This is a genomic window from Streptomyces sp. SM11 (assembly GCF_002910905.1).
Taxonomy (GTDB): Bacteria; Actinomycetota; Actinomycetes; order Streptomycetales; family Streptomycetaceae; genus Streptomyces.
The window spans coordinates 41381-67959 of the sequence record NZ_NEUE01000228.1 but is presented as its reverse complement, the minus strand read 5'-3'; the positions used below and the strand labels follow the sequence as shown (position 1 = coordinate 67959).

Annotated in this window: 25 protein-coding genes; 7 read left to right on the top strand and 18 right to left on the bottom strand. The window is 71.5% G+C overall.

Annotated elements, in window-relative coordinates:
* Window positions 1–208 precede the first annotated feature (208 nt).
* Both B9S58_RS23390 and B9S58_RS23385 read right to left on the bottom strand, forming a co-directional pair.
* Complete coding sequence (locus tag B9S58_RS23390; protein ID WP_103534034.1) at window positions 209–1537, bottom strand: class I SAM-dependent RNA methyltransferase; 1329 nt, start codon at window positions 1535–1537, stop codon at window positions 209–211.
* A gap of 197 nt (window positions 1538–1734) precedes the next feature.
* Window positions 1735–3783 carry an APC family permease gene (locus B9S58_RS23385; protein WP_103534033.1) on the bottom strand — a complete coding sequence of 683 codons (2049 nt, stop codon included), beginning with the start codon at window positions 3781–3783 and terminating at the stop codon, window positions 1735–1737.
* A 324-nt stretch (window positions 3784–4107) separates the two neighbouring features.
* Here B9S58_RS23385 and B9S58_RS23380 point away from each other — a divergent pair, with 324 nt between their 5' ends.
* Window positions 4108–4776, top strand: coding sequence for a TrkA family potassium uptake protein (locus tag B9S58_RS23380; RefSeq protein WP_103534032.1), 669 nt, complete (start codon window positions 4108–4110; stop codon window positions 4774–4776).
* Entirely contained in the window at window positions 4776–5453 is a 678-nt protein-coding gene (locus tag B9S58_RS23375) for a TrkA family potassium uptake protein (RefSeq protein ID WP_103534031.1), read from the top strand. Before B9S58_RS23380 ends, B9S58_RS23375 begins: the two co-directional genes overlap by 1 nt.
* Window positions 5454–5558: 105 nt before the next feature.
* On the opposite strand, the gene B9S58_RS23370 is transcribed toward B9S58_RS23375, so the two are convergent.
* The 8 genes from B9S58_RS23370 to B9S58_RS23335 form a co-directional block, all read right to left on the bottom strand.
* Complete coding sequence (locus tag B9S58_RS23370) at window positions 5559–6347, bottom strand: DUF3159 domain-containing protein (protein WP_103534030.1); 789 nt, start codon at window positions 6345–6347, stop codon at window positions 5559–5561.
* A gap of 3 nt (window positions 6348–6350) precedes the next feature.
* Window positions 6351–6776 carry an OB-fold nucleic acid binding domain-containing protein gene (locus B9S58_RS23365; RefSeq protein ID WP_181009425.1) on the bottom strand — a complete coding sequence of 142 codons (426 nt, stop codon included), beginning with the start codon at window positions 6774–6776 and terminating at the stop codon, window positions 6351–6353.
* A 75-nt stretch (window positions 6777–6851) separates the two neighbouring features.
* On the bottom strand, window positions 6852–7547 hold the full coding sequence (locus tag B9S58_RS23360) for a response regulator (protein WP_103534028.1): 696 nt from the start codon (window positions 7545–7547) through the stop codon (window positions 6852–6854).
* Window positions 7548–7668: 121 nt separating this feature from the next.
* Complete coding sequence (locus B9S58_RS23355) at window positions 7669–10212, bottom strand: sensor histidine kinase KdpD (RefSeq protein WP_103534027.1); 2544 nt, start codon at window positions 10210–10212, stop codon at window positions 7669–7671.
* Between the two features lie 180 nt (window positions 10213–10392).
* Complete coding sequence (locus B9S58_RS23350; protein ID WP_103534026.1) at window positions 10393–11133, bottom strand: ABC transporter ATP-binding protein; 741 nt, start codon at window positions 11131–11133, stop codon at window positions 10393–10395.
* 139 nt (window positions 11134–11272) lie between these two features.
* Complete coding sequence (locus tag B9S58_RS23345; RefSeq protein ID WP_103534025.1) at window positions 11273–12046, bottom strand: DUF3710 domain-containing protein; 774 nt, start codon at window positions 12044–12046, stop codon at window positions 11273–11275.
* Window position 12047: 1 nt separating this feature from the next.
* On the bottom strand, window positions 12048–12575 hold the full coding sequence (dut, locus tag B9S58_RS23340) for a dUTP diphosphatase (RefSeq protein WP_103534024.1): 528 nt from the start codon (window positions 12573–12575) through the stop codon (window positions 12048–12050).
* Window positions 12575–13159, bottom strand: coding sequence for a PaaI family thioesterase (locus B9S58_RS23335; RefSeq protein ID WP_103534023.1), 585 nt, complete (start codon window positions 13157–13159; stop codon window positions 12575–12577). The genes dut and B9S58_RS23335 overlap by 1 nt, the downstream gene beginning before the upstream one ends.
* 57 nt (window positions 13160–13216) lie before the next feature.
* On the opposite strand from B9S58_RS23335, the gene B9S58_RS23330 reads away from it, so the two are divergent.
* Window positions 13217–13675 (top strand): DUF3093 domain-containing protein, encoded by a 459-nt coding sequence (locus B9S58_RS23330; protein WP_103534022.1) that lies wholly within the window; start codon window positions 13217–13219, stop codon window positions 13673–13675.
* A 27-nt stretch (window positions 13676–13702) separates the two neighbouring features.
* Here the strand turns inward: B9S58_RS23330 and B9S58_RS23325 are convergent, their stop codons facing one another.
* From B9S58_RS23325 to B9S58_RS23310, 4 genes are all read right to left on the bottom strand, one after another.
* Window positions 13703–14656 (bottom strand): hypothetical protein, encoded by a 954-nt coding sequence (locus tag B9S58_RS23325; RefSeq protein ID WP_103534021.1) that lies wholly within the window; start codon window positions 14654–14656, stop codon window positions 13703–13705.
* A gap of 13 nt (window positions 14657–14669) precedes the next feature.
* Entirely contained in the window at window positions 14670–14966 is a 297-nt protein-coding gene (locus tag B9S58_RS23320) for a DUF4193 domain-containing protein (protein WP_003965732.1), read from the bottom strand.
* 405 nt (window positions 14967–15371) lie between these two features.
* Window positions 15372–16613: a cell wall metabolism sensor histidine kinase WalK gene (locus B9S58_RS23315; protein ID WP_103534020.1), complete on the bottom strand. Its 1242-nt coding sequence runs from the start codon at window positions 16611–16613 to the stop codon at window positions 15372–15374.
* A 5-nt stretch (window positions 16614–16618) separates the two neighbouring features.
* Window positions 16619–17272, bottom strand: a complete 654-nt coding sequence (locus B9S58_RS23310) for a response regulator transcription factor (RefSeq protein WP_103534019.1) — start codon at window positions 17270–17272, stop codon at window positions 16619–16621.
* 384 nt (window positions 17273–17656) lie between these two features.
* Here B9S58_RS23310 and B9S58_RS38130 point away from each other — a divergent pair, with 384 nt between their 5' ends.
* Entirely contained in the window at window positions 17657–17830 is a 174-nt protein-coding gene (locus B9S58_RS38130; RefSeq protein WP_181009424.1) for a hypothetical protein, read from the top strand.
* Window positions 17831–17937: 107 nt separating this feature from the next.
* Here B9S58_RS38130 and B9S58_RS23305 read toward each other — a convergent pair whose 3' ends face one another.
* Both B9S58_RS23305 and B9S58_RS23300 read right to left on the bottom strand, forming a co-directional pair.
* Entirely contained in the window at window positions 17938–18738 is an 801-nt protein-coding gene (locus B9S58_RS23305) for an inositol monophosphatase family protein (protein ID WP_103534018.1), read from the bottom strand.
* Entirely contained in the window at window positions 18735–19895 is a 1161-nt protein-coding gene (locus tag B9S58_RS23300; protein WP_103534017.1) for a ferrochelatase, read from the bottom strand. Before B9S58_RS23300 ends, B9S58_RS23305 begins: the two co-directional genes overlap by 4 nt.
* 209 nt (window positions 19896–20104) lie before the next feature.
* Here B9S58_RS23300 and B9S58_RS23295 point away from each other — a divergent pair, with 209 nt between their 5' ends.
* Together B9S58_RS23295 and B9S58_RS23290 are read left to right on the top strand one after the other, a co-directional pair.
* A complete protein-coding gene (locus B9S58_RS23295; protein WP_103534016.1) occupies window positions 20105–21355 on the top strand; it encodes an MFS transporter in 1251 nt (416 codons plus the stop codon).
* Entirely contained in the window at window positions 21312–22634 is a 1323-nt protein-coding gene (locus B9S58_RS23290; RefSeq protein WP_103534015.1) for a D-arabinono-1,4-lactone oxidase, read from the top strand. The genes B9S58_RS23295 and B9S58_RS23290 overlap by 44 nt, the downstream gene beginning before the upstream one ends.
* Window positions 22635–22726: 92 nt before the next feature.
* Here the strand turns inward: B9S58_RS23290 and B9S58_RS23285 are convergent, their stop codons facing one another.
* The gene (locus tag B9S58_RS23285; RefSeq protein ID WP_103534014.1) at window positions 22727–23785 is read right to left on the bottom strand and encodes a hypothetical protein; all 1059 of its coding nucleotides are present in this window, start codon (window positions 23783–23785) and stop codon (window positions 22727–22729) included.
* A 573-nt stretch (window positions 23786–24358) separates the two neighbouring features.
* Between B9S58_RS23285 and sepH the strand changes: the two genes are divergently transcribed.
* On the top strand, window positions 24359–25444 hold the full coding sequence (gene sepH / locus B9S58_RS23280) for a septation protein SepH (protein ID WP_103534013.1): 1086 nt from the start codon (window positions 24359–24361) through the stop codon (window positions 25442–25444).
* A gap of 87 nt (window positions 25445–25531) precedes the next feature.
* Here the strand turns inward: sepH and B9S58_RS23275 are convergent, their stop codons facing one another.
* Window positions 25532–26362, bottom strand: coding sequence for a sulfurtransferase (locus B9S58_RS23275; RefSeq protein WP_103534012.1), 831 nt, complete (start codon window positions 26360–26362; stop codon window positions 25532–25534).
* Between the last annotated feature and the right edge of the window lie 217 nt (window positions 26363–26579).

Genomic DNA, 26579 nt, shown 5'->3' with positions numbered 1-26579 from the left:
CCGGAGAGGCCCGGAGGGTTGAGACTTCCGCTTGGAGCGTCATCCGAGCGTCAAGAGTCTCCAACGAGACCCTGAAGGCGTCGCCGGCGCAAGCGCGCCTCCCTGATGAATTCGCAGGTCAGGAGGCTGCGAGGGGCAAGCCGTCCGCTCGACCCGCTGCAAGGAGGAAAACAAGTCGAGCGACCCACCCGAGCCACATAACCGCAGGTCAAGCAGCCTTCTCCGCAGGTTCCAGAATAGCTACGCACTCAACATGCGACGTCATCGGAAACAGGTCGAACGCCCGCAGTGTCCGCACCTTGTATCCGCCGTCCCGGAAGTACGCCAGGTCCCGCGCGAGTGCCGCCGGGTCGCACGCCACGTAGGCGATCTTGCGTGCGCCCAGCCCCGAGAGGTGCTTGACGACCTGCTTGCCCGCGCCCGCTCGCGGCGGGTCAAGGACGATCAGGTCGCACTCCGTGATGCCCGTGCGGGGCAGGACCTGGTCGACCTTGCCGTGTTCGATGCGGACCCGGTCGAGGTCCCCCAGGTTGTGGCGGGCGTCCTCGACCGCGCGCTTGCCGGACTCGATACCGAGGACCGCGCCCTTCTCGCCGATGCGCTGGCCGATGGCGCCGGCGAACAGGCCGACGCCGCAGTAGAGGTCGAGGGCGGTGTCGTTCTTGCGGGGCAGCAGGCCCTGCATGACCGCGCGGACCAGGGTGTTGGCCGCCTGCGGGTGGACCTGCCAGAAACCGCCGGAGCCGACGCGGTAGGTGCGGTCGTCGGCGCGTTCGCGGACGAAGGCGCGGCCGTGGACACGGTGGACGCCGCCGTCCTTCTCGTCGACGCGGAGCACGGAGACCGGCTTGTCGAGTTCGACCAGCGGGAGCCGGCCGCCGGGCTTCGGGGTGAGGATGACCTGGCGGTCGTTCGAACCGGTGGCGGTGATGGCCTCCACCGCGGCGATCTGGGGCCACTCGCGCTTCTCGACGCCGAGCTCGGAGACGCCCGGCGCGGCGATCAGGCAGCGGTCGATCGGCTGGACGTCGTGCGAGCGGTGCTTCCGCAGGCCCGCGCGGCCGTCGGCGTCGACGGCGTACTGCACGCGGGTGCGCCAGGCCGGCACCTCGCCCGCGGGGAGCTTGTCGCCCTCGGCCGGCATGACCGTGCCGTCCCAGCCGGCCTCTTCGGGGGTCAGGCCCGCCAGGCGCAGGAGCTGCTCGGCGATGACCTCGCCCTTGAGGCGGCGCTGCGCGCCCGGCTTGGCGTGCTGCCAGTCGCAGCCGCCGCACATGCCGGGGCCCGCGTACGGGCAGGGCGCCTCGACGCGGTCCTTGGACGGCTCGATGATCCGTACCGCGTCGGCCCGCAGGAAGCGGGAGTCCGTGTCGCCGTCGGTGACCCTGGCGATGATCTTCTCGCCGGGGAGCGTGTGGCGTACGAAGAGCACCTGGTTCTCGGCGGTGCGGGCGATGCAGTGACCGCCGTGCGCGACGGGCCCGACCTCGACCTCGTACTCCTCCCCGACCAGCGACGACGTGGGTTCGTTCTGCATGAGGGGAGGCTCCAGGGAGAAAGGGGGCAAACGGTCGGTCCTGCGGCCGGACGACAGCCCACCAGTCTACGCGGACGCGGTCAGGGTGCTGACCACGACCGGCCCCGCCGTCTCGTGCTTTCCGACCGGGCTCCTGCCGCCCGCACGTCACCGCCCCGGCCCGCCGTCCGTGGGGCGAGTGGTCTCACCGAGCGGTCTCACCCCTTGCGGTTCGTCTCCTTGTTCCCTCGCTCCACCAGGCCCCGGCGAACCGAACCCGGGGCGCTCCAGTCGGCGCGCTTGCGGGCCCGCTTCTTCGCCGCCTCGGAGGACTGGAGCTGGTACGGGACGGAGGTCACCATGACGCCCGGGGTGAAGAGCAGCCGCCCCTTCAGGCGCAGGGCGCTCTGGTTGTGCAGGAGGTGCTCGTACCAGTGGCCGACCACGTACTCGGGAATGTAGACGCTGATCACATCGCGCGGACTCTGGCGGCGCAGGCCCTTGACGTAGTCGATGACCGGGCGGGTCACCTCGCGGTAGGGCGAATCGAGGATCTTGAGGGGGACGTTGATGCCGCGCCGTTCCCACTCCTCGCGGAGCGCCTTCGTCTCGTCCGGGTCGACGCTGATGGAGAGCGCCTCCAGGTGGTCGGCGCGGATCAGCTTGGCGTAGGCGAGGGCGCGCAGCGTGGGGCGGTGGAGCTTGGACACGAGGACGATGGCGTGGACGCGGGAGGGGCGCACGCTCTCGTCCGCGGGTGTCCTGTCGGCGGCGATCTCGGCGGCGACCCGGTCGTAGTGCTTCCGGATCGCGGTCATCGTTCCGTAGAAGATGACCATGCCGAGCAGCGCCACCCAGGCGCCGTGGGTGAACTTGGTGGCGAGGACGATCACCAGGACCACGCCGCAGAAGAAGGCGCCGAAGGCGTTGATGGCGCGGGAGCGGACCATGCGACGGCGCTTGGCCCGATCCCCTTCGTCGGCCAGCAGACGGTTCCAGTGCCGCACCATGCCGGTTTGGCTGAGGGTGAAGGAGACGAACACCCCGACGATGTAGAGCTGGATCAGCTTCGTGGAGTCGGCTCCGTAGACCCAGACGAGCAGGATCGCCGCGCCGGCCAGCAGCACGATGCCGTTGGAGAAGGCCAGCCGGTCGCCGCGGGTGTGCAGCTGGCGCGGCAGGTAGCGGTCCTGGGCGAGGATCGAGCCGAGCAGCGGGAAGCCGTTGTACGCGGTGTTCGCGGCGAGGAAGAGGACCAGGGCGGTGGCGGCCGCGAGGACCACGAAGAGGAAGGAGCCGTGGCCGAAGACCGCCTCGGCGACCTGGGCGATGACCGGGTCCTGCGTGAAGTCCGCGCCGACCGGTACGCCGTCGCGGATCAGGTCGATCGCCGGGTTCTCGGCCATCTTGACGTCGGTGGCCAGGGCCAGGCCGATGATGCCGCAGAACATGGTGACGGCGAGCAGGCCCATCATGGCGAGCGTGGTCGCGGCGTTCCTGCTCTTCGGCTTCCGGAAGGCGGGCACCCCGTTGCTGATCGCCTCGACCCCGGTGAGCGCGGCGCAGCCCGAGGAGAAGGCCCGCAGGAGGAGGAAGACGAGCGCGAAGCCCGCCAGTCCCTCGTGTTCGGGTTTGATCACCAGGTCGGAGGTAGGGGCGTGCATCGTGTCGCCGAGGACCACTCCCCGGAAAGCGCCCCACAGGATCATGAGAAAGACGCCGGCCACGAAGAGGTAGGTGGGAATGGCGAAGAGCTTCCCGGACTCCTTGACGCCGCGCAGGTTCATCAGGGTGAGCAGGACGATGGCGCCGATGGCGCAGAGCGTCTTGTGCTCGATGACGAACGGGATCGCGGAGCCCAGGTTCTCGACGCCGGAGGAGATCGACACGGCGACGGTGAGGACGTAGTCGACGAGCAGGGCGCTGGCAACGGTCAGTCCGGATCTGGGGCCGAGGTTGGTGGTCGCGACCTCGTAGTCGCCGCCGCCGCTCGGGTAGGCGCGGACGTTCTGCCGGTAGGAGGCGACGACCGTGAACATGAGGACGACGACCGCGACGGCGATCCAGGGGCTGAAGTGGTACGCCGACACCCCCGCGATGGACAGCACGAGGAGGACTTCTCCGGGTGCGTACGCCACCGAGGACAACGGGTCGGACGCGAAGACGGGGAGCGCGATGCGCTTCGGGAGTAGGGTCTCCCCGAGCTTGTCGCTGCGCAGCGCCCGGCCGATCAGGATCCGTTTGGGCAGGTCGGTCAGTTTGGACACGGTGAGGATCGTAAGCGCAGCCCGTGGCCGAAACGCACGCCCTTTCGACGTGGCCCTGCAATCTCCTGCGGTCGGCGGAGAACGCCTCGTCATTCCTTAACGCGATCCTTGCGCCCACCCCTCCCTGCTTTGCTTTTCCTTTACCGGGAGTGCGCGAGGATACGGACACTCGGATGAGGCAGGGACTTCCCCGGCGCATAAGCTCGACTCCGGGCCGCACCGCGGGTGTGTGCCCCGTTGTTTGCCCAGCAAGCTGAGAGAGAAGTGTGAGCAGCGTGTTTTCGCAGGTCAGCCGGATGACCAGGATGGCGGGGTAGGCGCACAGTGCACATCGTCATCATGGGCTGCGGGCGCGTCGGTGCCGCTCTCGCACAGACCCTGGAACAGCAGGGGCACACCGTCGCGGTGATCGACCAGGACCCCACGGCGTTCCGTCGCCTCGGGTCCGGATTCGGCGGTCGCCGGGTCACCGGGGTCGGCTTCGACCAGGACACCCTCCGCGAGGCGGGGATCGAGGACGCCGGGGCGTTCGCCGCGGTCAGCAGCGGCGACAACTCCAACATCATCGCAGCCCGGGTGGCCCGCGAGATGTACTCCATCGAGAACGTCGCGGCGCGGATCTACGATCCGAAGCGGGCCGAGGTCTACCAGCGTCTCGGCATCCCCACCGTGGCGACGGTGCGCTGGACGGCGGACCAGATGCTGCGGCGGCTGCTGCCGTCGGGCGCGGAGCCGCTGTGGCGCGATCCGAGCGGGGGTGTGCAGCTCGCGGAGGTGCACACGACGCCGGCCTGGATCGGCCACAAGATCAGCACGCTCCAGGAGGAGACGGGGGTCCGCGTGGCCTTCCTCACCCGGTTGGGCGAGGCCATACTGCCGACCTCGCAGACCGTCCTCCAGGAGGGTGACCTGGTCCACGTGATGATGCGTACGGACGAGATCGCCAAGGTCGAAGAGGCCTTCGCCCAGGGCCCCGAGGAGGGCGGTCACTGATGCGTGTGTCGATTGCCGGAGCGGGCGCGGTGGGCCGTTCCATCGCCACCGAGCTGCTGGAGAACGGGCACGAGGTGCTGCTGATCGACAAGGCGCCGACCGCCATCTCGGTGGAGCGGGTGCCGATGGCCGAGTGGCTGCTCGCGGACGCCTGTGAGATCACGTCGCTGGACGAGGCGGCGTTGCAGCGGTGCAACGTCGTGATCGCCGCGACCGGGGACGACAAGGTCAATCTGGTCGTCTCGCTGCTCGCCAAGACCGAGTACGGCGTGCCGCGGGTGGTGGCCCGGGTGAACAACCCGAAGAACGAGTGGCTGTTCAACGAGTCCTGGGGCGTGGACGTCGCCGTCTCGACGCCGCGGCTGATGTCGGCCCTGGTCGAGGAGGCGGTGAGCGTCGGCGATCTGGTCCGGCTGCTGCGCTTCAGCCATGGCGACGCCAACCTGGTGGAGCTGACCCTGCCGCCGGAGTCGGCACTGGCCGGTACCCGTGTCGGGGACGTGGCCTGGCCCGAGGACACCTCGCTGGTGACGATCATCCGGGGTACGCGGGTTCTGACGCCGAGCCCCGAGGAGTCCCTGGAGGCCGGTGACGAGCTGCTGTTCGTGGCCGCCCAGGCGCGCGAGGAGCAGTTGGAGGACCTGTTGTCGGTCCGGCGCGATCCTTCGGGGAGCTGAACCGGAAGAGCTGTTACGTGAAGGGGCCCGGGACCGCTGAGCGGTTCCGGGCCCCTTCACGTGGTGCTACGGGATCAGGCCTCCGGTTCACGCGGTGCTACGGAATCAGGCCTTCGGGTCGCGGAGGGCCGCCGCCGCGGCCTTGCGCTCCTTCTCGGCCTGCTCCTCGGCCTCCATCTCGGCGAAGACGTCGATGGGCGCCGGCGCCTTCGCGAGGAAGACCCAGGTCAGATAGACCGCGAGCAGGAACGGCGGGATCTTCAGCGAGATGAGCACCCAGCCGAACTCGGTGGTGTCGGCCCACCAGTAGAGCGGGAAGAGGATCGCGCACTTGGCCAGCAGGATGAAGCCCCAGGCGTAACTGGCCTTGGTGTACGCCTTCTTCCGGCCCGGGTTACGGGTCCGCCAGGAGAGGTTCTCCTTGAAGACCGGGCCGAGGATCAGGCCGATCAGCGGCACCCCTGCCACCGCGGTGCCGATATAGGCGACCGCGAGGCCCAGGGTGTAGAGCATGCCCGGCAGGTAGAAGTCCTTGGCGTTGCCCGTCATCTTCGCGAAGACGACGCCGAAGGCCACCCCGAAGACGCCGCTGAAGGCGTGCTTGACGGTGTCCCGGCGGATCAGCCGGACGGCTACGAGGACCAGGGACACCGCCAGGGCCGCGATGGCCGAGGCGTTCAGGTCCTTGTTGATGGTGAAGATCGTGACGAAGAGCAGCCCGGGGAGGACTGTCTCCACCATGCCGCGCACGCCGCCGAAGGCCTCGAAGAGGGCGGCCTCGGTGACGGCCTTCGCCTCGTCGCCCTGCTGGGCGGCGTGCCTCCCGCCGACGTGCTGCGGGTCCGTGCGGTGGGGCTGGTCCGTTTCGGACGTCGGCTTGTCGAGAGACGTCACCGGCTACTCCTTGCCGAGCGGTCGGAGTTCGTATGTGGGGTTGAACAGCACCCGGCGGCCGTGGCTCATGGCGACCCGCCCCGAGGCGATGATCCTGCGGCCGGGCTCGATACCGACGATGGAACGACGGCCGAGCCAGACCACGTCCAGCGGCTCGGTGCCGTCGAAGAGCTCCGCCTCCAGGGCGGGCACTCCGGCCCGGGGACGGAGGGTGACGGTCCGCAACGTACCAGCCACCTTCACGATCTGCCGGTCGGAGCACTCGGAGATCCGGGTGCATCCGGTGACCTGCGCGTCCTCCTGCAGCTCCTGGGACTCCAGGTCCTCCTGGGAACTGGAGAGCCGGTCGAGCATACGGCGGAAGCGCCCGGAAGGTCTCGCCGCCTTCCCGGCCTTCCCGGCTTTCTCGGATCGGGGAACAGCACTCATACCCGAAGGGTACCGGTCCTGCGGGCTGTATACGGAGGTCCGGGATGATCACCCGAAAGGGTGAATCGTTGCCCGTCAGTCGTGCTCGAAGCGGTAGCCCATGCCCGGTTCGGTGACGAAGTGCCGGGGGTGTGAGGGGTCCGCCTCCAGCTTGCGGCGCAGCTGGGCCATGTAGACCCGCAGATAGTTGGTCTCGGTGCCGTAGGAAGGGCCCCAGACCTCCTGGAGGAGCTGCTTCTGGCTGACCAGGCGGCCGCCGTTGCGGACGAGGACCTCCAGCAGATGCCACTCGGTGGGAGTGAGGCGTACGTCGCGGCCGCCTCGGTGCACCTTCTTCGCCGCCAGGTCGACGGTGAAGCCGGCCGTCTCGACGAGGGCGACGGCCTCGGCTCCGCCGTCCTGGCCGACCGGTTCCGCCCGGCGTACCGAGGCACGCAGCCGGGCCAGCAGCTCGTCCATGCCAAACGGCTTGGTGACGTAGTCGTCCGCCCCTGCGTCCAGGGCCGCCACCTTCTCGTCGGAGCTGTGGCGGGCGGAGAGTACGAGGATCGGGACCCGGGTCCAGCCGCGCAGGCCCTTGATCACCTCGACCCCGTCCATGTCGGGCAGGCCGAGGTCGAGGAGGACGACATCGGGGTGGCGGGCGGCGGCGAGCTGGAGGGCGGTCGCCCCGTCGGGCGCGGCGTCGACCTCGTACTGGCGGGCCTTCAGGTTGATCACGAGGGCGCGGACGATCTGCGGCTCGTCGTCGACCACAAGCACCCTGGTCATCGCGGACCTGCCTTTCTGCTGCACGGGGAGGAGGGGGGAACGCTGCTGCACGGGGAGGAGGAGGGAAGAGCGCGGGGGCGGGCGTCGTAGGACCGGGGGCGTCCCGGCCCGCGGGGGCGTGTCATGAGGTGGCCCGGGCCGGCAGCTCGGCGTCGGCCCGGACGCCGCGCGGCGCCGCGGTGAGGGTCAGGACCATGGTCAGCCCGCCGCCCGGGGTGTCCTCGGCGTCGAGGGTGCCGCCCATGGCCTCGGCGAAGCCCCGGGAGACGGCGAGGCCGAGGCCCACGCCGGCGCCGCGCGGGGCGTCCCCGTACCGCTGGAAGGGCTCGAAGATCCGTTCCTTCGCCTCGTGGGGGACACCGCGGCCGCGGTCCACGACCCGCAGCTCGACCCGGCCGCCGAGGGCGCTGGCGGCCACGGCGACGGGCTCCCGGCCGGGGTTGTACTTGACGGCGTTCTCCACGACGTTGGCGACGACCCGTTCCAGGAGCCCGGGGTCGACGGCGACCATCGGCAGCGTCTCGGGGATGTCGAGGTCGACGCTGCCCTCCGGGACGCCGCCGAGCGCCATGGGGACCACCTCGTCGAGGTCGATCTCGCGGATCAGCGGGGTCACGGTGCCGGTCTGGAGGCGGGACATGTCCAGCAGGTTGCCGACGAGGTGGTCCAGCCGGTCGGCGCCGTCCTCGATGCCTTCCAGGAGCTCCGCCTCGTCCGCCTCGGACCAGGCCACGTCGGCGGAGCGCAGCGAGCTGACGGCGGCCTTGATGGAGGCCAGCGGGGTGCGCAGGTCGTGGCTGACGGCGGCGAGCAGGGCGGTCCTGATCCGGTTGCCCTCGGCGAGCCTACGGGCCTCCTCGGCCTCCCCGACCAGGCGCTGGCGGTCCAGGACGACGGCGGCCTGGGCTGCGAACGCGCCGAGCACCCGGCGGTCCTCGGCGGGCAGCACCCGGCCGGACAGCGCGAGGGCCATGTTGTCGCCGACGGGCATGTCCACGTCGGCCTCGTCGGGGCGGGCGGCCGGGCCCGGCCCGACGGATCCGGCGCAGGTCCACGGTTCGACGTCGCTGCTGCGTTCCAGCAGGGCGACGGACTCCATGGCGAAGGTCTCCCGGACCCGTTCCAGCAGGGCGTCCAGGGCGGTCTCGCCACGCAGCACGCTGCCCGCGAGGAAGGAGAGGATCTCCGACTCGGCGCGCAGCCGGGCGGCCTGGTGGGTGCGCCGGGCCGCGAGATCGACCACTGAGGAGACCGCCACCGCCACCGCGAAGAAGATCACGATGGCGACGAGGTTCTCCGGGTCCTGGACGGTCAGGGTGTGGGTGGGCGGGGTGAACCAGTAGTTCAGCAGCATGGAGCCGACGGCCGCCGAGGCGAGCGCGGGCCGCACTCCGCCGAGCAGGGCGGCGGCCACCGTCAGGGAGAGGAAGAGCAGGACGTCGTTGGCGAGGCCGGGGGCGTCCTCCATGCCGCGCAGCACCACCGCGAGCAGGACCGGGCCGACGACGCCGACGAGCCAGCCCCCGATGATCCGGGCGCGGCCGAGCCGGGCGCCGCGGGCCATGGGCAGACCGCGGCCCTTGGCGACCTCTTCGTGGGTGACGATGTGGACGTCGAGGTCGGGCCCCGACTCGCGGGCGACGGTCGCGCCGACCCCGGGGCCGTAGATGTACTGCCAGGTCTTGCGGCGGCTGGAGCCCAGGACGATCTGAGTGGAGTTGACGCCGCGGGCGAACTCCAGCAGGGCGGCCGGTATGTCGTCGCCGATGACATGGTGGAAGCTGCCGCCGAGATCCTCGACCAGGGTGCGCTGGACGGCCAGCTCCTTGGGGGACGCGGAGGTCAGGCCGTCGCTGCGGGCGATGTAGACGGCGAGGATCTCGCTGCCGGAGCCCTTGGCCGCCATCCGGGAGGCGCGGCGGATGAGGGTGCGGCCCTCGGGCCCGCCGGTCAGCCCGACGACGATGCGTTCGCGGGCCTGCCAGGTGGTGCGGATGTTGTGCTCGCCCCGGTACTGCTGGAGGTACTCGTCGACCCGGTCGGCGACCCAGAGCAGGGCCAGCTCGCGCAGGGCGGTGAGGTTGCCGGGGCGGAAGTAGTTCGAGAGGGCCGCGTCCATCTTGTCGGGCTGGTAGATGTTGCCGTGCGCCATCCGGCGGCGCAGCGCCTGGGGCGACATGTCGACCAGCTCGATCTGATCGGCCCGGCGCACCACATCGTCGGGCACCGTCTCACGCTGCCGGACACCGGTGATCGACTCCACGACGTCGCCCAGCGACTCCAGATGCTGGATGTTGACCGTGGATATGACGTCGATCCCGGCCCTGAGGAGCTCTTCGACGTCCTGCCAGCGCTTGGCGTTGCGGGACCCGGGGACGTTGGTGTGGGCCAGCTCGTCCACCAGGGCCACCGCCGGGGCGCGCTCCAGGACGGCGTCCACGTCCATCTCGGTGAAGACGGTGCCCCGGTACTCCAGCTGCCGGCGCGGCAGAAGCTCCAGCCCGTGCAGCATGACCTCGGTCCGCGGCCGGGCGTGGTGCTCCACGAGGGCCACCACGCAGTCGGTGCCGCGCTCGACCCTGCGGTGGGCCTCGGAGAGCATCGCGTACGTCTTGCCGACGCCCGGTGCCGCGCCCAGGTAGATCCGGAGTATGCCGCGTCCCATGGCCCCATTGTCTTCTTCCGTCCGGCGGCGTCCTGTCGACGGCCGGTGGCGCCCGGTGCGGCTGCCGCCCTCGACGCTACTCCGCCGCGGACCGTGGTCCGGTTCCTGGAGTGCAGGTGGGGGGCGTATTGACGGAACCCTGATGCGCGCCGGGGCCGGTGCGGAGGCGCTGGGGGAACGTCAGCCGTGTTCGACGATGTGGCCGTCGCTGAGCTCCAGGACCCGGTCGGCGAGGCCCAGCAGCTGCGGGTCGTGGGTGGCGACGAGGGCGGTGACGTTCTCGCTGCGGACGACCGCGCGGAGCAGTTCCATCACGGCGAGCCCGGTCTCGGCGTCGAGCTGTCCGGTGGGCTCGTCGGCGATCAGGAGGGCGGGGCGGTTGGCGAGGGCTCGGGCGATGGCGACGCGCTGCTGCTGGCCGCCGGAGAGTTCTCCGGGACGCTGCTCGGCGTGGTCGGCGAGGCCGACGAGGGAGAGCAGCAGGGCGACCCGCTCGTCGCGCTCGGCCGGGTCGGCCCTGCACAGCCGCAGGGGTACGCCGACGTTCTCGGCGGCGGTCAGGATCGGAATGAGGCCGAAGGACTGGAAGATGAAGCCGACCCGGTCGCGGCGCAGCTCCAGGAGGCCCTTCTCACCGAGCCCCACCAGCTCGGTGCCGTCGACGGTGATCCGCCCGCTGTCGGGGGTGTCCAGGCCGCCGACCAGATTGAGCAGGGTGGTCTTGCCGGAACCGGAACGGCCCTTGAGAGCGACCAGCGCACCGCGGGGGATCTCGAAGGAGACGCCGCGCAGGGCGTGCACGGTCGCAGCCCCGCTGCCGTACGAGCGGTGCAGGTCCTCGACCGTGACCATGACCATGACCGTACCGGCCGGGTCCTCGGCAAGGACCGTGCCGGACCGCCCGCTGGTGTTCTCGGTCATGCTGCTCCCCCGTACTCACATGGCCTGCGTCGCCCGCCAGTATGTGTGTGCGGCACGCACCCGGGCAATGGCCGGTGGGCCGCACCCGTGGAAAGGGTGCGGCCCACCGGCCTGTACCGCGAGGTGCTGCTGAGTGCTGCTAGCGGACCTCGGTGATCTCGGGGCCGCGCTGGAGCTGGCCCATGCCGCCGGAGAACTTCGAGCTCTCCTGGTCCTCCTGCTGCACGCCCTCGGGCACCATCTGCGCGTCGTTGGGAAGCTTGAGGACGATCGGGTCACGGGGGGCCATCGGGCCGTCGCCGCGGACGACCACGGTGTCCCGGAAGACCGTCTCCAGCAGCCCGGCGGCCTCCGGCTGGACGGCGCCCTGGCCGGAGATCACTCCGCGCAGGAACCAGCGTGGCCCGTCGACGCCGACGAAGCGCACGAGCTGCACACCGCCCGTGCCGTCCGGAAGCTGTACGGGGACCTGCGCGCGCAGCTCCCAGCCCAGCGGGCCCTCGACCTCGTCGATGATGCCGCCCTGCTGGGTGATGCCCGAGGCGATCTCCTCGCGGACCTCGCCCCAGATGCCCTCCTTCTTGGGGGCGGCGAAGGCCTGCAGCTGGACCGCGCTGTCGCGCAGCACCACGGTGGCGGCGACGATCGCGTCCCCGGCCACCTCGACGCGCAGTTCCATGCCCTCGACCCCGGGGACGAAGACGCCGCCCAGGTCGACCCGGCCCTCGCCGGGCTGGGAGACCTCGGTGCTGTCCCAGGGTCCGTCCGGCCGGGGGGCCGGCGGAAGATTCGTCCGACGGGTGCCCTTCGCGGCACCGTCGCTGCCCTCGGGCTCGTCGGCGACCTGCTCGGCCTCGCGCACCTCGTCCGCCGCGTCCTCGGCGGAACCACTCTTCTTGCGACGTCCGAACACGTCACTGTCCTTCCCGGTCGGATACGACCGAAGCGTAGCTGTTCCCACCGTGGGTGATCCCGCCCTCGGCGCCGTCCACCGACGCGTGGCCGCCGGTGGACCCGAAGCCCCCTTCGGCCCGCGCCGAGCCGGGAAGTTCCGCCACCTCGTGGAAGCGCACCTTCTCGACCTGCTGGACAACCAATTGGGCAATCCGGTCGAACCGTTCGAATCGCACGCTCTCGCGTGGATCGAGGTTGACCACGATCACCTTGATCTCCCCACGGTACCCGGCATCCACGGTCCCTGGGGCATTCACGAGGGCTACTCCGCAGCGGGCCGCGAGGCCGGAGCGGGGGTGCACGAACGCGGCGTACCCGTCGGGCAGCGCGATCGACACACCGGTGGGCAGCACCGCGCGCTCGCCGGGGGCGAGTTCGGCGGCCTCGGTGGTCACCAGGTCGGCCCCGGCGTCACCCGGGTGTCCGTACGCCGGAATCGGCACGTCCGGGTCGAGAAGGCGGATCAGCACGTCGACGGGGTTGCGCATCACGGGTTCACCTCGAAGGCGCGGGCGCGCCTGACCTGGTCGGGGTCGGACATGGCCGCCTGGATCTCGGCGGGCCGGCCGTTGTCGATGAAGTGGTCGACCTTGACCTCGATGAAGAGGGCGTCGGCCCGGACCGCGACGGGGCCTTCGGGACCGCCGATCCGGCCGGTGGCGGTGGAGTAGATCTTCCGGCCGTGCACGGCGGTGATCCGGGCGTCGAGGTGCAGCACGGTGTCCACGGGGACGGGACGGACGAAGTCGGTCTCCAGCCGTCCGGTCACCGCGATCGTGCGCAGCAGCCAGTTCAGCGAGCCGAGCGTCTCGTCCAGCGCCGTGGCGAGCACCCCGCCGTGGGCGAGGCCCGGGGCGCCCTGATGGGCGGACTGCACGGTGAACTCGGCGGTGACGCTCACGCCCTCACCGGCCCGCGCCATCAGGTGCAGTCCGTGCGACTGTCCCCCGCCGCAGCCGAAGCAGTGTTCGTAGTGCGCTCCGAGGAGCTCGCCGGGGGCGGGCGCGTCGGGGTGCCGGACCGGCGCGACGGCGTCGGCCGGGGGTGTCAGAGCTGCTGATGTTCCACTCACAGGCGCAGACCTTACCCGCGCGGCGGTCCGCCGGTCGCGCCGTGCCAAGCTTGTTCCATGCAGCCTTCCGCACCGCCCTTCGACGAACGTCTCACCGCACCCCGCTCCTGGTGGTTCATCGCCTTCGGGATCGGTATCGCCTGCGCTCTGATGCTGCTGCCGCTGGGCACCCTGCCGCTGCTCGCCGGGCTGGTCGGCGGCACGGCCGCGGCCGCGGTCCTGGTGAGCAGTTACGGCTCCGCCCGGATCCGGGTGGTGGCGGGGGCACTCGTCGCCGGCGACGCCCGGATCCCGCTGTCGGCGCTCGGTGAGCCGGAGGCGCTGGACGCCGAGGAGGCGCGGGCCTGGCGCACCCACAAGGCGGACGCCCGTGCGTTCATGCTGCTGCGCGGCTATGTGGAGACGGCGGTGCGGGTGGAGGTCACGGATCCGGACGACCCGACTCCGTACGTCTATCTCTCTACCCGGGACCCGCGGGGCCTGGCGGCGGCTCTGAGCGGTGCCCCGACGGTCTGATCCGACCGCGAGGGGCCCGGGCGGGGCTCAGGGGCCCTCGATCTCCTTGGGCAGTTCGGCCGGGTGCGGGGGCTGTTCCAGCGGAGGCAGCTCGGCCAGCCGGTCCCAGGGGGTCTGATGCTTGCGCAGGTCGTTCCTGACCCGGTCGGCGAGCTTGCGGGTGTCACGGCGGTTCATCATGGCGCCGACGGCGGCGCCGATCATGAACGGGATCAGGTTGGGCAGATTGCGCGCCATGCGCTTGGTGATCTGCTGGCGCAGCTCACGCTTCATCTGGCCGCCCAGGGCGGCGTTGAGCGTGGTGGGCCGGGTGACGTCGATGCCGCGTTCCTCCGTCCACGACGTCAGATACGCGGTGCTGCGCTGGCCCAGATTGCCGGGGGGTCGGCGGCCGTAGACCTCGTGGAGCTCGGCGACGAGCTTCATCTCGATCGCGGCGACGCCGGTCACCTCCGCCGCCAGCTCGGCGACCATGGCGGGCGGTACGGGCATCATGGCGGCGGCCCCGACGCCTGCGCCGACGGTCGCGGTGGCCCGGCAGGCTCCGGTGACCAGCTTGTCGGCCAGTTCCTCGGGCCCCAGCCCGGGAAACTGCCTCCGCAGGGTGGCGAGATCGCGCACCGGCACGCGCGGGGCCGTATCGATGATGCGGTCGGCCAGCTGTGCGGCCAGTGCCTTTGCGTTCTCCCCGCTCTTGCGTACGCCCCGTTTCACTGCGTGCAGGCGGCCCCCGGTCGTGGGATCCGCCCTGTCCTGCTCTCCGGCCCGGTCCGGCGACGCTGCCGCCCCGGCCACTTCGAGCGAGGCCGAACGGCCCCGCTCGTCGTCGGAACTGCCGGAGTGATCCGGCAGGGCGGCGGACCGCTCGGCAGACGCGTTTCCGCCTCCTGCCGGGCCTGTGCCGCCTGTACCGTCCTGGTTCGCCTCCGGGCCGTGCCGACGCCAGGGGCGCCGCTTCCGGAACGGTGTCTCGCCTGCCACGGCCGACTCGACCTCAGTCGCAGTCGCGGCAGATGGGCTGACCGTTCTTCTCGCGGGCCAGCTGGCTGCGGTGGTGCACCAGGAAGCAGCTCATGCAGGTGAACTCATCGGCCTGCTTGGGCAGCACCCGGACGGCCAGCTCCTCGTTGGAGAGGTCCGCGCCGGGCAGCTCGAGTCCTTCGGCCGCGTCGAACTCGTCGACGTCGACGGCGGAGGCCGTCTTGTCGCTCCGACGTGCCTTGAGCTCTTCGAGGCTGTCCTGGTCCACGTCGTCGTCGGTCTTGCGTGGGGTGTCGTAATCCGTTGCCATGTCGCTCTCCCCCTCTTGGGTGTCTACGGGTGTCTCAGCGCACGTAACGCGTGAGAGGCCGGACTTGTGCCCGACCTGAGGCGGAGATTTTGCCTCACATCAAGGTCTGTTACTCAATCGACACCCAACCGTGCGCCTCGGCGAGGCTCGGCTTGGGTGGCGATGGGGACCGTACACGGTCCCGACTGTGCAGTTCACAGGTGCCACCCCGTGTACTTCCCGTGATAACGATCCCCGAAAACCCGGACGATTACCGGCTTTCCGACAGAGTCGCGATCACGGAGAGTAGATGGTCGGAAAATCGGCTCTGTGATCGATCACACACGATCCACCCGGGGACGGGTCCTGAAAATTCCGCCCAAAGCGAACATGGGGATTCGGTGCAGAGTCACATCGTGCAGCCTCTCAGACCGGCAGGGTGACGCGCATCACGAGCCCACCGCCCTCGCGGGGCTCCGCGATGATACGGCCTCCGTGGGCCCGCGCGACGGACCGCGCGATCGACAGGCCGAGCCCGACCCCCTTGTCGCTGCCCGTACGCTCCGTACGCAGCCGCCTGAAGGGCTCGAAGAGGTTGTCGATCTCGTACGCCGGGACCACCGGGCCGGTGTTCGAGACGACGAGCAGGGCATGCCCGTCCCGTAGCTCGGTGATGACCTCCACCCAGCCGTCCTCGGGCACGTTGTAGCGCACGGCGTTCTGCACGAGGTTCAGGGCGATCCGCTCCAGCAGCACCCCGTTGCCCTGGACCACGGCCGATCCCCGCTCGCCACGAATCTCGACCTCCTTGGCCAGCGCCTCCGCCCGGGTCTGGTCGATGGCGCGCTCGGCGACCTCGGCGAGGTCGACCGGTTTGCGCTCGACGATCTGGTTGTCGCTGCGGGCCAGCAGCAGCAGGCCCTCCACCAGCTGCTCGCTGCGCTCGTTGGTGGCCAGGAGGGTCTTGCCGAGCTGGTGGAGCTCCGGCGGAGCCTCCGGGTCGGAGAGATGGACCTCCAGCAGGGTGCGGTTGATCGCCAGCGGGGTGCGCAGCTCGTGCGAGGCGTTGCCGACGAACCGCTGCTGCGCGGTGAAGGCCCGCTCCAGCCGGTCCAGCATGTCGTCGAAGGTGTCCGCCAGCTCCTTGAGCTCGTCGTCCGGGCCGTCCAGCTCGATCCGCCGGGTGAGGTCCGTACCGGCCACCCGGCGCGCGGTCCGGGTGATCCGGCCGAGCGGGGACAGGACGCGCCCGGCCATGGCGTAGCCGAAGGCGAAGGCGATCACGCTGAGGCCGACCAGGGCGAGAAGGGCACGGTTCAGCAGGCTGTCCAGTGCGTGCTGCCGCTGGGCCGACGTGCAGTCCTTGATGGCCTCGTTCAGCTGGTCGTTGTTGAGCGCGGCGCCGAGCTGCGGGCAGGTGTCGCTGGTGATCTGGACGTTGGTCCCGGCGACCCGGAAGGCCACGCTTCCCGCGTCGTGGAGGGCCTGCGCGGCCAGCATGTAGATGATCGACAGCAGCACGATGCCCGCGATCAGGAACATCCCGCCGTACAGCAGCGTGAGCCGTATCCGGATGGTCGGGCGCAGCCAGGGGTACGGGGGCTCCTGCTGCTTGGGCTCCCAGGTGGGCTTCGGAGGCGCCACGGGGGGCTCCGGGGTGGTGGGCATGGTCCTCAGATCCGGTATCCGGAGCCCGGCACGGTGACGATCACGGGCGGTTCGCCGAGCTTGCGGCGGAGCGTCATGACCGTGACCCGCACCACGTTGGTGAAGGGGTCGGTGTTCTCGTCCCAGGCCTTCTCCAGCAGCTGTTCCGCCGAGACGACCGCGCCCTCGCTGCGCATGAGGACCTCCAGCACCGCGAACTCCTTCGGCGCGAGCTGGATCTCCGCCTCGTCGCGGAAGACCTCGCGGCGGTTCGGGTCGAGCTTGATGCCGGCACGCTCCAGGACGGGCGGCAGCGCCACCGTCGTACGGCGGCCCAGCGCGCGCACCCGGGCGGTCAGCTCGCTGAAGGCGAAGGGCTTGGGCAGATAGTCGTCGGCGCCCAGCTCCAGGCCCTCGACCCGGTCGCTGACGTCGCCGGACGCGGTGAGCATGAGCACCCGGGTGGGCATGCCGAGCTCGACGATCCTGCGGCAGACGTCGTCGCCGTGCACCGCCGGGAGGTCCCGGTCCAGCACGACGACGTCGTAGTCGTTGACCCCGATGCGCTCCAGGGCCGCGGCACCGTCGTAGACGACGTCGACGGCCATGGCCTCCCGGCGCAGTCCGGTGGCCACCGCATCGGCGAGCAGCTGCTCGTCCTCGACGACGAGTACGCGCACGGCGCAGTCCTTCCTTCGGTCCTTCGATGGGTTCACAGATCGAGCGGCCCACGCGGGGGCCGCTCGGACACGGGCAGCAATGCCGACTGTGCGCTTCCATCCTGCCCGTAACGCGTATAAACCGGCGGTAAGGCGGCGGGCCGGCCGGGCCTCCGGGCGGCTTCCCGCCGGGAAGGCGGCGGATTTCCGGGCCAGTTGAGGTTTCTCTGAGCCTCGGCGCGGGGAAGAGGGGTTCACACCCGCGATCACGCCTGTCACGTGGCATGCCACGGCCCGCTCCTTTTCACCCGGAGCGGCGGCGCGATCACCCGCTCCTCCGGCTCCCCGGCCGGAGGGATCCCGGGCACACCCCCGTGCCACCGACCCACGATGAGGGGGCGCATCATGGACGCTTTCACCGCAGGTCTGCTGCAACGCATCAAGACGACCGAGTCCGGCCTCACGCGGGCGCGCGAGGACGGCGACGACTTCCTCGCGGACGTCGAACAGGGCGAGCTGGACGATCTCCGCCGTCTCGCCGCCGAGCACGGCGTGGAGATCAGCGCCACCAGCGCCTGATCCGTACGCCACAGGGCCCCGGACACCGTCATGGTGTTCCGGGGCCCTGTGGCGTGTGCGGCGGCCTCAGGCCCCCCGTCAGGGCCTTTCGCCGGCCGGGCGTCCCGTCAGTCGTGCCAGGCGCCCAGTTCGTCGAGGGCCGCCTGCAGCGGCTCGAAGACGCCGGGGCCGGCGGCCACCGTCAGGTCGCCGTCGGCGGGCAGCCCCGGGCGGCCGCCGGTCAGCGCGCCCGCCTCCCGGGCGATGAGGTCGCCCGCGGCCAGGTCCCAGGGGTGCAGTCCGCGCTCGTAGTAGCCGTCCAGCCGGCCGGCCGCCACGTCGCAGAGGTCGACTGCCGCCGAGCCACTGCGCCGGATGTCCCGGAGCCTGGGGATCAGCTGCTGGGCGATGTCCGCCTGGTGGGCGCGGACGTGGGCGACGTAGTTGAAGCCGGTCGAGACGAGGGCCTGGTCCAGCGGCGGGGCGGGCCGGCAGCGCAGGGCTTCACCGTTCCCGAACGCACCACCGCCAAGGACCGCCCAGGAGGTCTCCCGGCGCATCGGGGCCTCGACGACGCCCACGACCCGCTCGCCGTCACGCTCGGCGGCGATGGAGACGGCCCAGGTGGGCAGACCGTAGAGGTAGTTCACCGTGCCGTCGAGCGGGTCGATGACCCAGCGGATGCCGGTGCTGCCCGGGGAGCTGGCCCCCTCCTCGCCGAGGAAGCCGTCGTCGGGGCGGAAGTCGGAGAGGTAGCCGGTGATCAGCTTCTCGGCGGCGATGTCCATCTCGGTGACCACGTCGATGGGGCTGGACTTGGTCGCGGCCACCCCCAGGTCGGCCGGGCGGCCGTCGCGCAGCAGGGCTCCGGCGCGGCGGGAGGCCTCCAGGGCGAGGTCGAGCAGTTCGGACAGGGCGGGGTCGGTCACGGCGCTCCCAAGGGGTCGGTGCGTACGGGCTGCACGTACGGGCTGTCGGCGCCCGCGGCGGCGGGCTTAGGGGTCCTGGCGGGACAGCAGCCGACGGGGCAGAGGTCGTGGGAGGGGCCGAGGGAGCCCAGGGCACAGGGCCGCACCGGCAGCCCCCGCTCACGCCCGGCGCGCTCCAGGACCAGGTCCCGTACGGCGGCGGCGAAGCGCGGGTCGTCGCCCACCGTGGCGGACCGGCGGACCGGCAGACCGATCTCGGCGGCCTTCGCGGTGGCCTCGGTGTCGAGGTCGTACAGCACCTCCATATGGTCCGAGACGAAGCCGATGGGCGCCATCACGACCGCGGGGACGCCCTCGGCGCCCAGGGTCTCCAGGTGATCGCAGATGTCGGGCTCCAGCCACGGGATGTGCGGGGCGCCGCTGCGGGACTGGTAGACGAGCTGCCAGGGGTGCTCGACGCCGGTCTCCTCGCGCACCGCCTCGATGATCAGCCGGGCCACGTCGAGGTGCTCGGCGACATACGCGCCGCCCTCGCCGTGCGCATCGGCCGGGCCCGAGGCGTCGGCGGCGGAGGTCGGGACGGAGTGGGTGGTGAACGCGATGTGCGCGCCCGCGCGGACGTCCTCGGGGAGGTCGGCGAGCGAGGCCAGGACACCGTCCGCCATGGGCGTCACGAAGCCGGGGTGGTTGAAGTAGTGCCGCAGTTTGTCGACCCGGGGCACGGGCAGCCCCTCGGCCTCCAGGGCGGCCAGCGACTCGGCGAGGTTCTCGCGGTACTGGCGGCAGCCTGAGTAGGAGGCGTAGGCGCTGGTGGCGAGGACGGCGATCCGGCGGTGTCCGTCGGCGGTCATCTCGCGCAGGACGTCGGTCAGATACGGCGCCCAGTTGCGGTTGCCCCAGTAGACCGGGAGATCCAGGCCGTGGTCGGCGAAGTCCTCGCGCAGCGCGTCGAGCAGTGCGCGGTTCTGCGCGTTGATCGGGCTGACCCCGCCGAACAGGAAGTAGTGCTTGCCGACCTCCTTGAGGCGTTCCTCGGGGATGCCGCGGCCGCGGGTCACGTTCGCCAGGAACGGGACCACGTCGTCCGGGCCCTCGGGACCGCCGAAGGAGAGCAGCAGCAGGGCGTCGTAGGGAGCGGGATCGCGCAGATCGGACATGGCATCGATCCTGCCACCCGCCTCCGACAGGGCGGCAACCGACATCCGACGCCCTGTCGGGAAGACCGGGAAGGCCAAAGAGACCCCGGGGTTCCGGGCACCTGTGCCGCTCCCCCGGGAGCGCCCCGGAATCCGGTGTCCGGCGCAGCTGCCCGGCCGTAAGCTGTATCGGCCACCTATAAGCCTGACAGGCACCACCGGAGTACCCCTTGCCCAGCCCCTACCGCGTCATTTTCTCCGCCCCCGGTTCCAAGGGGTTCTCCGCAGCGGGCTTCTTCGGCCGGATGCCGTTGTCCATGATGGGCATCGGCGTCGTGACGATGATCTCCCAGCTCACCGGCCGCTACGGGCTGGCCGGGGCGCTCTCCGCGACCCTGGCGATGTCGGCGGCGGTCTGCGGCCCCCAGGTCTCCCGGCTGGTCGACCGCCATGGGCAGCGGCGGGTACTGCGCCCGGTCACGCTGGTGGCGGTGGCGGCGGTGGCGGGTCTGCTGATCTGCGCCCAGCAGGGGGCACCGGAGTGGGCGCTGTTCGTCTTCGCGGCGGGCGCGGGCTGTGTGCCGAGCGTGGGGTCGATGGTCCGGTCCCGCTGGGCGGCGATCCACCGGGGTTCGAGCCAGGATCTGCACACCGCCTACGCATGGGAGTCGATCGTCGACGAGGTGTGCTTCATCTTCGGCCCGATCATCTCCATCGGCCTGTCCACCGCCTGGTTCCCGGAGGCGGGACCGCTGATCGCCGCCGCCTTCCTGCTGGTCGGCGTGTTCTGGCTGACCGCGCAGCGCGCGACCGAGCCGGTGCCGCACCCGAAGTCGCAGCACACAGGGGGGGGCTCGGCGCTGCGCTCGCGGGGGCTCCAGGTGCTGGTGGCCGCCTTCGTGGCGACGGGCGCGATCTTCGGGGGCGTGGACGTGGTGACCGTGGCCTTCGCCGAGGAGCGCGGCCACAAGGCCGCGGCCTCCCTGGTGCTGGCCGTCTACGCGCTCGGGTCGTGCCTCGCGGGGGCCGTGTTCGGGCTGCTGCACCTCAAGGGGAACCCCTCGACCAGGTGGCTGGTGGGTGTCTGCGCGATGGCCGTGAGTATGATCCCCCTCCAACTGGCCGGGAACCTTCCGTTGCTGGCCGTGGCGCTCTTTGTCGCGGGCCTCGCCATCGCACCGACGATGGTCACCACCATGGCCCTCGTCGAAGCGCACGTACCGCGCACCAAGCTGACCGAGGGCATGACCTGGACCAGTACCGGGCTCGCGGTCGGAGTGGCGCTCGGCTCCTCGGCCGCCGGCTGGGTGGTCGACGCCGCAGGGGCGAAGGCGGGGTACGCGGTGCCCGCCGTGGCGGGAGCTCTCGCGGCGGCGGTGGCGTTCCTGGGGTATCGCCGGCTGGCCGGGCCGGCTGCGACGGGAGGGCGCGGGGAAGATGACCGACACCTACGCACGGACGACGACGAGCGCGTGGCGTAACTGGGCGGGTACCGTCACCGCCCGGCCTGCCCGCACCGAGTCCCCCGCGTCCGTGGACGAGCTCGCGGACGTGCTGCGCCGGGCGGGCGCGGAGGGACTGAAGGTGAAGCCGGTCGGCGCGGGGCACTCCTTCACCGCGGCGGCCGCCACGGACGGGGTGCAGATACGCCCGGACCTGCTCACCGGGATCCGGGACATCGACCGTACGGCGATGACCGTGACGGTGGAGGCGGGCACTCCGCTCAAGCGGCTCAACACCGCTCTCGCCCGCGAGGGCCTGTCGCTCACGAACATGGGCGACATCATGGAGCAGACGATCGCCGGGGCAACCTCCACCGGTACGCACGGCACGGGCCGCGACTCGGCGTCGATAGCTGCACAGATCCGCGCACTGGAGCTGGTCACCGCCGACGGCACGGTGCTGCGCTGCTCGGCCGGGGAGAATCCGGAGATCTTCGCCGCGGCCCGGGTCGGGATCGGCGCCCTCGGGGTGATCACCGCCGTCACCCTCGCCGTGGAGCCGATCTTCCTGCTGACCGCCCGTGAGGAGGCGATGACCTTCGACCGGGTCACCGCGGACTTCGATTCCCTGGTCGCCGAGAACGAGCACTTCGAGTTCTACTGGTTCCCGCACACCGGGAACTGCAACACCAAGCGCAACAACCGCAGCGCCGGTCCGGCCGCCCCGCCCGGGAGGGTGAGCAGCTGGATCGACGACGAGCTGTTGTCCAACGGGGTCTTCCAGGTCGCCTGTTCGCTCGGCCGCGCGGTCCCGGCGACGATCCCCTCGATCGCCAGGCTCTCCAGCCGGGCGCTGTCGGCGCGTACGTACACCGACATCCCGTACAAGGTGTTCACCAGCCCGCGCCGGGTGCGGTTCGTGGAGATGGAGTACGCCGTTCCGCGCGAGCAGGCGGTGGCCGCGCTGCGGGAACTGAGGGCCATGGTCGAGCGGTCACCGCTGAAGATCAGCTTCCCGGTCGAGGTGCGTACCGCGCCTGCCGACGACATGGCCCTGTCGACCGCCTCGGGCCGGGACAGCGCGTACATCGCCGTCCACCTCTACAGGGGCACGCCGCACCGCTCGTACTTCACGGCGGTCGAGCGGATCATGACCGCGCACGCCGGCCGGCCGCACTGGGGCAAGATCCACACCCGGGACGCGGCCTATCTGGCGGAGGTCTACCCGCGCTTCGGTGAGTTCACCGCGCTGCGCGACCGGCTGGACCCGGACCGCCTGTTCGGCAACGACTACCTGCGGCGCGTGCTCGGCGACTGAGCTCCGCCGGCCTCCGATACGCCGTCGGCCCCGGCCCTCCCGATCGGGAGGGCCGGGGCCGACGCGTGTCGCGCGCTGTGCCGGTACGTCGGTCACCCGGCGTCGGCGTCGGGCGGGGCCTGCTCGCCCTGCCCGGGGGCGATGCCTGTGCGGGTCGAAGGCGTGCCGGATCCGGCGTCGCCGGGGGTGGAGGGGGTGGGCGGCGTCGGGTCGGGCGTGGTCTCGTCGCCGTCGCCGGAGGGCGTCGGGGTGGGAGTGGGGGTGGGCCCGGTGGTCGGGTCGTCACCACCCGTGCCCGTACCGGGGTCCGGGCTCCTGCCGCTGCCGTCGCCGTCGTCCGTGGCGGGGTCCGAACCGGTGCCGCTGCCGGGGGTCGGCCGCCGCTCGCCCTCTCCCCCGTCCTGGCCGGTGTCCCCGGAGGGCTTGGGGTCGGCGGGTCCGGAGTCCCGGTCGCCGCCGCGTACGACGGAGCCGAGGGTGGTGCCCTGACCGCCGCTGAGATCGTTGTCCGAGATCATCTCGAACGCGGTGATCCCGGCCATGGAGACGGCGAATACCGCTGCCGCCGTGAGCGCGGGACGCTTCCAGCCGCGCATCCGAGTGCCGTGGGTGACGCCGTCGCTGAACGCGTCGTCGGCCACGTCCGGGCCGGCTCCGGCTCGCGGGAGCATCCGCGTACGGTCGTCGGCCCGCGCCGGCAGTCGCGTACGGTCGTCGGCTCCAGGACCCCCGGACGGCGGGACGCGGAGCATCCGGGTCCGCGCGTCGCCGAGGTCCAGCAGCTGCGTCCGGTCGGTGTCGACGGGCTTCAGCAGCTGTGTGTGCTCCGCGTCCGGGATCACCTCCGGGACCGTGCCCGGGTCGACCGTGGGCAGCACCGTGGTGGCGTCGTCGGCCGGCTCCGGCTCGGACCGCCGGGCGGCGGCTCCCTGCCCGGCGGGCGTCGTCTCCTTGGTGTGCACCGTCACCTGGCGGCCCTCCGGGTGGGTCACCTGGACCGTCACCTCGCGGATCTGCTCGCCGGTGCGGCGGAAGAAGTGCTGGAAGACCGAACCGCCGCAGGTGGCGACGATACTCATCACGCCCGCGCCTGCGATCGTGCCGTACACGCCCAACTGCGAGGCCAGTACCGCTGCCGCGACGGCCGCCACGGCACTCCCGGCGACCTGCGGGAGACTCAGATCTATGCGCCTTTCCTTCGGTTCTATGTCACTTTCCGGCTTCTGAACCATTACCAGCCCCTGCTTGACATCTCTCCCACCATGCAACAAGAAGGGACATTTGAGCGAAGTGGATAGTTCCGTTTCCGGCGATTGTGTGAAGCACGACACGCATCAGGGGCATTTCACGGAGAACTGGGTATCTCAACTCCCGCGCCCCGCGAGAACTTCGGCGGCGCGCCGGTCCACCCCGGTGGCCCGAATGGAGTACTGTGACGAGCCCTGGGGCGGACTCCGACGTGGGAATCCGCAGCCACCGGAGGGGGCCGACGGCACTCGAAACGGCGGCGTCAAGGCATCACACGGGTGCTTGCTGCACAGAGCGGCCAAATCGGTCACTTTGGGTCGCAATGGGTAACCGTGTCATGGTGGCGCACCAGGACGAGCGCCCGACACGCCGGGCAACTTGGCAAGGTTGTGGCAGGCTGCACCCGGGCAGGTCACACTCGACTAGCGGAAGCAGCGACGCACGTGACGTCGGCAGGCACCACCCGGGAGGTTCCCATGCCCGAACTGCGTGTCGTGGCCGTCTCCAACGACGGCACACGACTGGTGCTCAAGGCTGCGGACAGCACGGAGTACACGCTTCCGATCGACGAGCGGCTGCGGGCCGCCGTGCGCAACGACCGCGCCCGGCTCGGCCAGATCGAGATCGAGGTGGAGAGCCACCTCCGGCCCCGCGACATCCAGGCCCGTATACGGGCCGGTGCCTCCGCGGAGGAGGTCGCCCAGTTCGCGGGCATCCCCGTCGACCGTGTACGCCGCTTCGAGGGCCCCGTGCTCGCGGAGCGCGCCTTCATGGCCGAGCGGGCCCGGAAGACTCCCGTACGCCGTCCCGGCGAGAACACCGGCCCCCAGCTCGGCGAGGCGGTGCAGGAGCGTCTCCTGCTGCGCGGTGCCGACAAGGAAACCGTTCAGTGGGACTCGTGGCGCCGCGACGACGGCACCTGGGAAGTCCTGCTGGTCTACCGGGTCGCGGGCGAACCGCACTCGGCGAGCTGGACGTACGACCCGCCCAGACGGCTGGTCCAGGCCGTGGACGACGAGGCGCGCTCGCTGATCGGCGAGACCGACGACGTCGCCGCGCCCGAGCCCAGCTTCCCGTTCGTGCCCCGGATCGCCCGGCTGCCGCGCGACCGGCCGCTGGACCGGAGCCTCGACCGGCAGATCGACCGCGACCGGGCCCTCGACCGGCAGATCGAGCGGCCCGCCCCGGCCGCCGCCGAGCCCGAGGAGTACGTGAGCAGTGCTTCGGCCGGTGAGCGCGACTCGCTGACCAGCCTGCTGGAGGCGGTGCCGAGCTTCCGCGGCGACATGGTCGTCCCCGAGCGGCCCACGCAGCCCGAGCCGCCCGCGCTGGAACCGGCGGAGGAGACGGAGGCGGACGAGCCGCCCGCCGCCGCTTCGGCGGGTGCGGGGTCCGCGTACGCGGATGTGCTGATGCCCCGTGCGGTGGCCGGCCACCGCGACCGGCTGACCGGGACGACGGACCGTCAGGCCGAGGCGGACGGAGTCCGGCCGGGCCGCCGTGCCGCCGTGCCGAGCTGGGACGAGATCGTCTTCGGCACCCGGCGCAAGAAGCAGGACTGACCGGGAATGCCCACCGGTGGGAGCGGGGTCCGTACGCAGTCGCGTACGGACCCCGTTCCCTTACCGTTCGCCCGTCGCGCGGCGGGCCTACTGGGGCTCGGGACCCGTGGCGACCGGCAGGGAGGGGTCCGAGGACCATTCGGACCAGGAGCCGGGGTACAGGACGCCTCGGAAGCCGGCGATCTCCAGGGCCAGTACCTCGTGCGCGCCGGAGACCCCGGATCCGCAGTAGACGCCCACGCCCTCGGTGCTTCCCTCCGCCCCCAGTCCGGCGAACCGGGCGACGAGCCGCTCGGCCGGGAGGTAGCGCCCGTGCTCGTCGACGTTCTGTGTGGTCGGCGCGGAGACGGCCCCGGGGATATGGCCGCCGACGCGGTCGATCGGCTCCACATCGCCCCGGTAGCGCTCCGCCGCGCGTGCGTCCAGCAGCAGACCCGACCGGGCGAAGGCCGCCGCACTTTCCGCGTCCAGCGTGGGCAGGGCCCCGGGCTTCGGCCGGAAATCGCCCTCGGCAGGGTGCGGGGTCTCGGTGGAGAGGTCGCCCGTCCAAGCGGCGAGGCCGCCGTCCAGGACCCGTACGTCCGGGTGCCCCGTCCAGCGCAGCAGCCACCAGGCGCGCGCCGCGGCCCAGCCCTGCCCGCCGTCGTACACCACGACGGGGGTGTCCTGGCCGACCCCGGCCCGGCGCATCGCGGACCCGAAGGCCTCCGGGTCCGGGAGGGGGTGGCGGCCGCCGTCGCCCGCCGGACCGGCCAGTTCCGTATCGAGGTCGACGAAGACCGCGCCGGGCAGATGACCGGCCTCGTAGTCGGGGCGGCCGTCGGGACCGCCGAGCTGCCAGCGGACGTCCAGGAGCACCGGCGGGCGCGGCCCGGCCGACTCGCTCGCGCATTCGGATGCGGTAATGATGGGCTTCATGGGTGCCATCCTCGCGCAGAGGCCCTGGCACCCGTAACAGCATCGGAAGGGACGGCCGACGGGAATACCGGTCGTCCTTCGTCGAGAACCCGGACGACGCGGCGCGGCCGGTGCGCCTCCCGTGCCGGGGGGTGCGAGCATCTGCACGGGGCACGCGGGCCGCTTCCCGACCCGGGACGGCGTACCTGTCCCGTTCCCCCCGCACGGCCACCACAAC

Bases quoted from the DNA above. Each gene is read 5' to 3' on its own strand.
- B9S58_RS23300 (WP_103534017.1), bottom strand. From the start codon at position 19,895: ATGTCCGATCTGCGCGATCCCGCTCCCTACGACGCCCTGCTGCTGCTC.
- B9S58_RS23390 (WP_103534034.1), bottom strand. From the start codon at position 1,537: ATGCAGAACGAACCCACGTCGTCGCTGGTCGGGGAGGAGTACGAGGTC.
- B9S58_RS23365 (WP_181009425.1), bottom strand. From the start codon at position 6,776: ATGAGTGCTGTTCCCCGATCCGAGAAAGCCGGGAAGGCCGGGAAGGCG.
- B9S58_RS23355 (WP_103534027.1), bottom strand. From the start codon at position 10,212: ATGGGACGCGGCATACTCCGGATCTACCTGGGCGCGGCACCGGGCGTC.
- B9S58_RS23320 (WP_003965732.1), bottom strand. From the start codon at position 14,966: ATGGCAACGGATTACGACACCCCACGCAAGACCGACGACGACGTGGAC.
- dut (WP_103534024.1), bottom strand. From the start codon at position 12,575: ATGCGCAACCCCGTCGACGTGCTGATCCGCCTTCTCGACCCGGACGTG.
- B9S58_RS23360 (WP_103534028.1), bottom strand. From the start codon at position 7,547: ATGACCAGGGTGCTTGTGGTCGACGACGAGCCGCAGATCGTCCGCGCC.
- B9S58_RS23275 (WP_103534012.1), bottom strand. From the start codon at position 26,362: ATGAAGCCCATCATTACCGCATCCGAATGCGCGAGCGAGTCGGCCGGG.
- B9S58_RS23350 (WP_103534026.1), bottom strand. From the start codon at position 11,133: ATGACCGAGAACACCAGCGGGCGGTCCGGCACGGTCCTTGCCGAGGAC.
- B9S58_RS38130 (WP_181009424.1), top strand. From the start codon at position 17,657: ATGGACGCTTTCACCGCAGGTCTGCTGCAACGCATCAAGACGACCGAG.
- B9S58_RS23375 (WP_103534031.1), top strand. From the start codon at position 4,776: ATGCGTGTGTCGATTGCCGGAGCGGGCGCGGTGGGCCGTTCCATCGCC.
- B9S58_RS23330 (WP_103534022.1), top strand. From the start codon at position 13,217: ATGCAGCCTTCCGCACCGCCCTTCGACGAACGTCTCACCGCACCCCGC.
- sepH (WP_103534013.1), top strand. From the start codon at position 24,359: ATGCCCGAACTGCGTGTCGTGGCCGTCTCCAACGACGGCACACGACTG.
- B9S58_RS23315 (WP_103534020.1), bottom strand. From the start codon at position 16,613: ATGCCCACCACCCCGGAGCCCCCCGTGGCGCCTCCGAAGCCCACCTGG.
- B9S58_RS23290 (WP_103534015.1), top strand. From the start codon at position 21,312: ATGACCGACACCTACGCACGGACGACGACGAGCGCGTGGCGTAACTGG.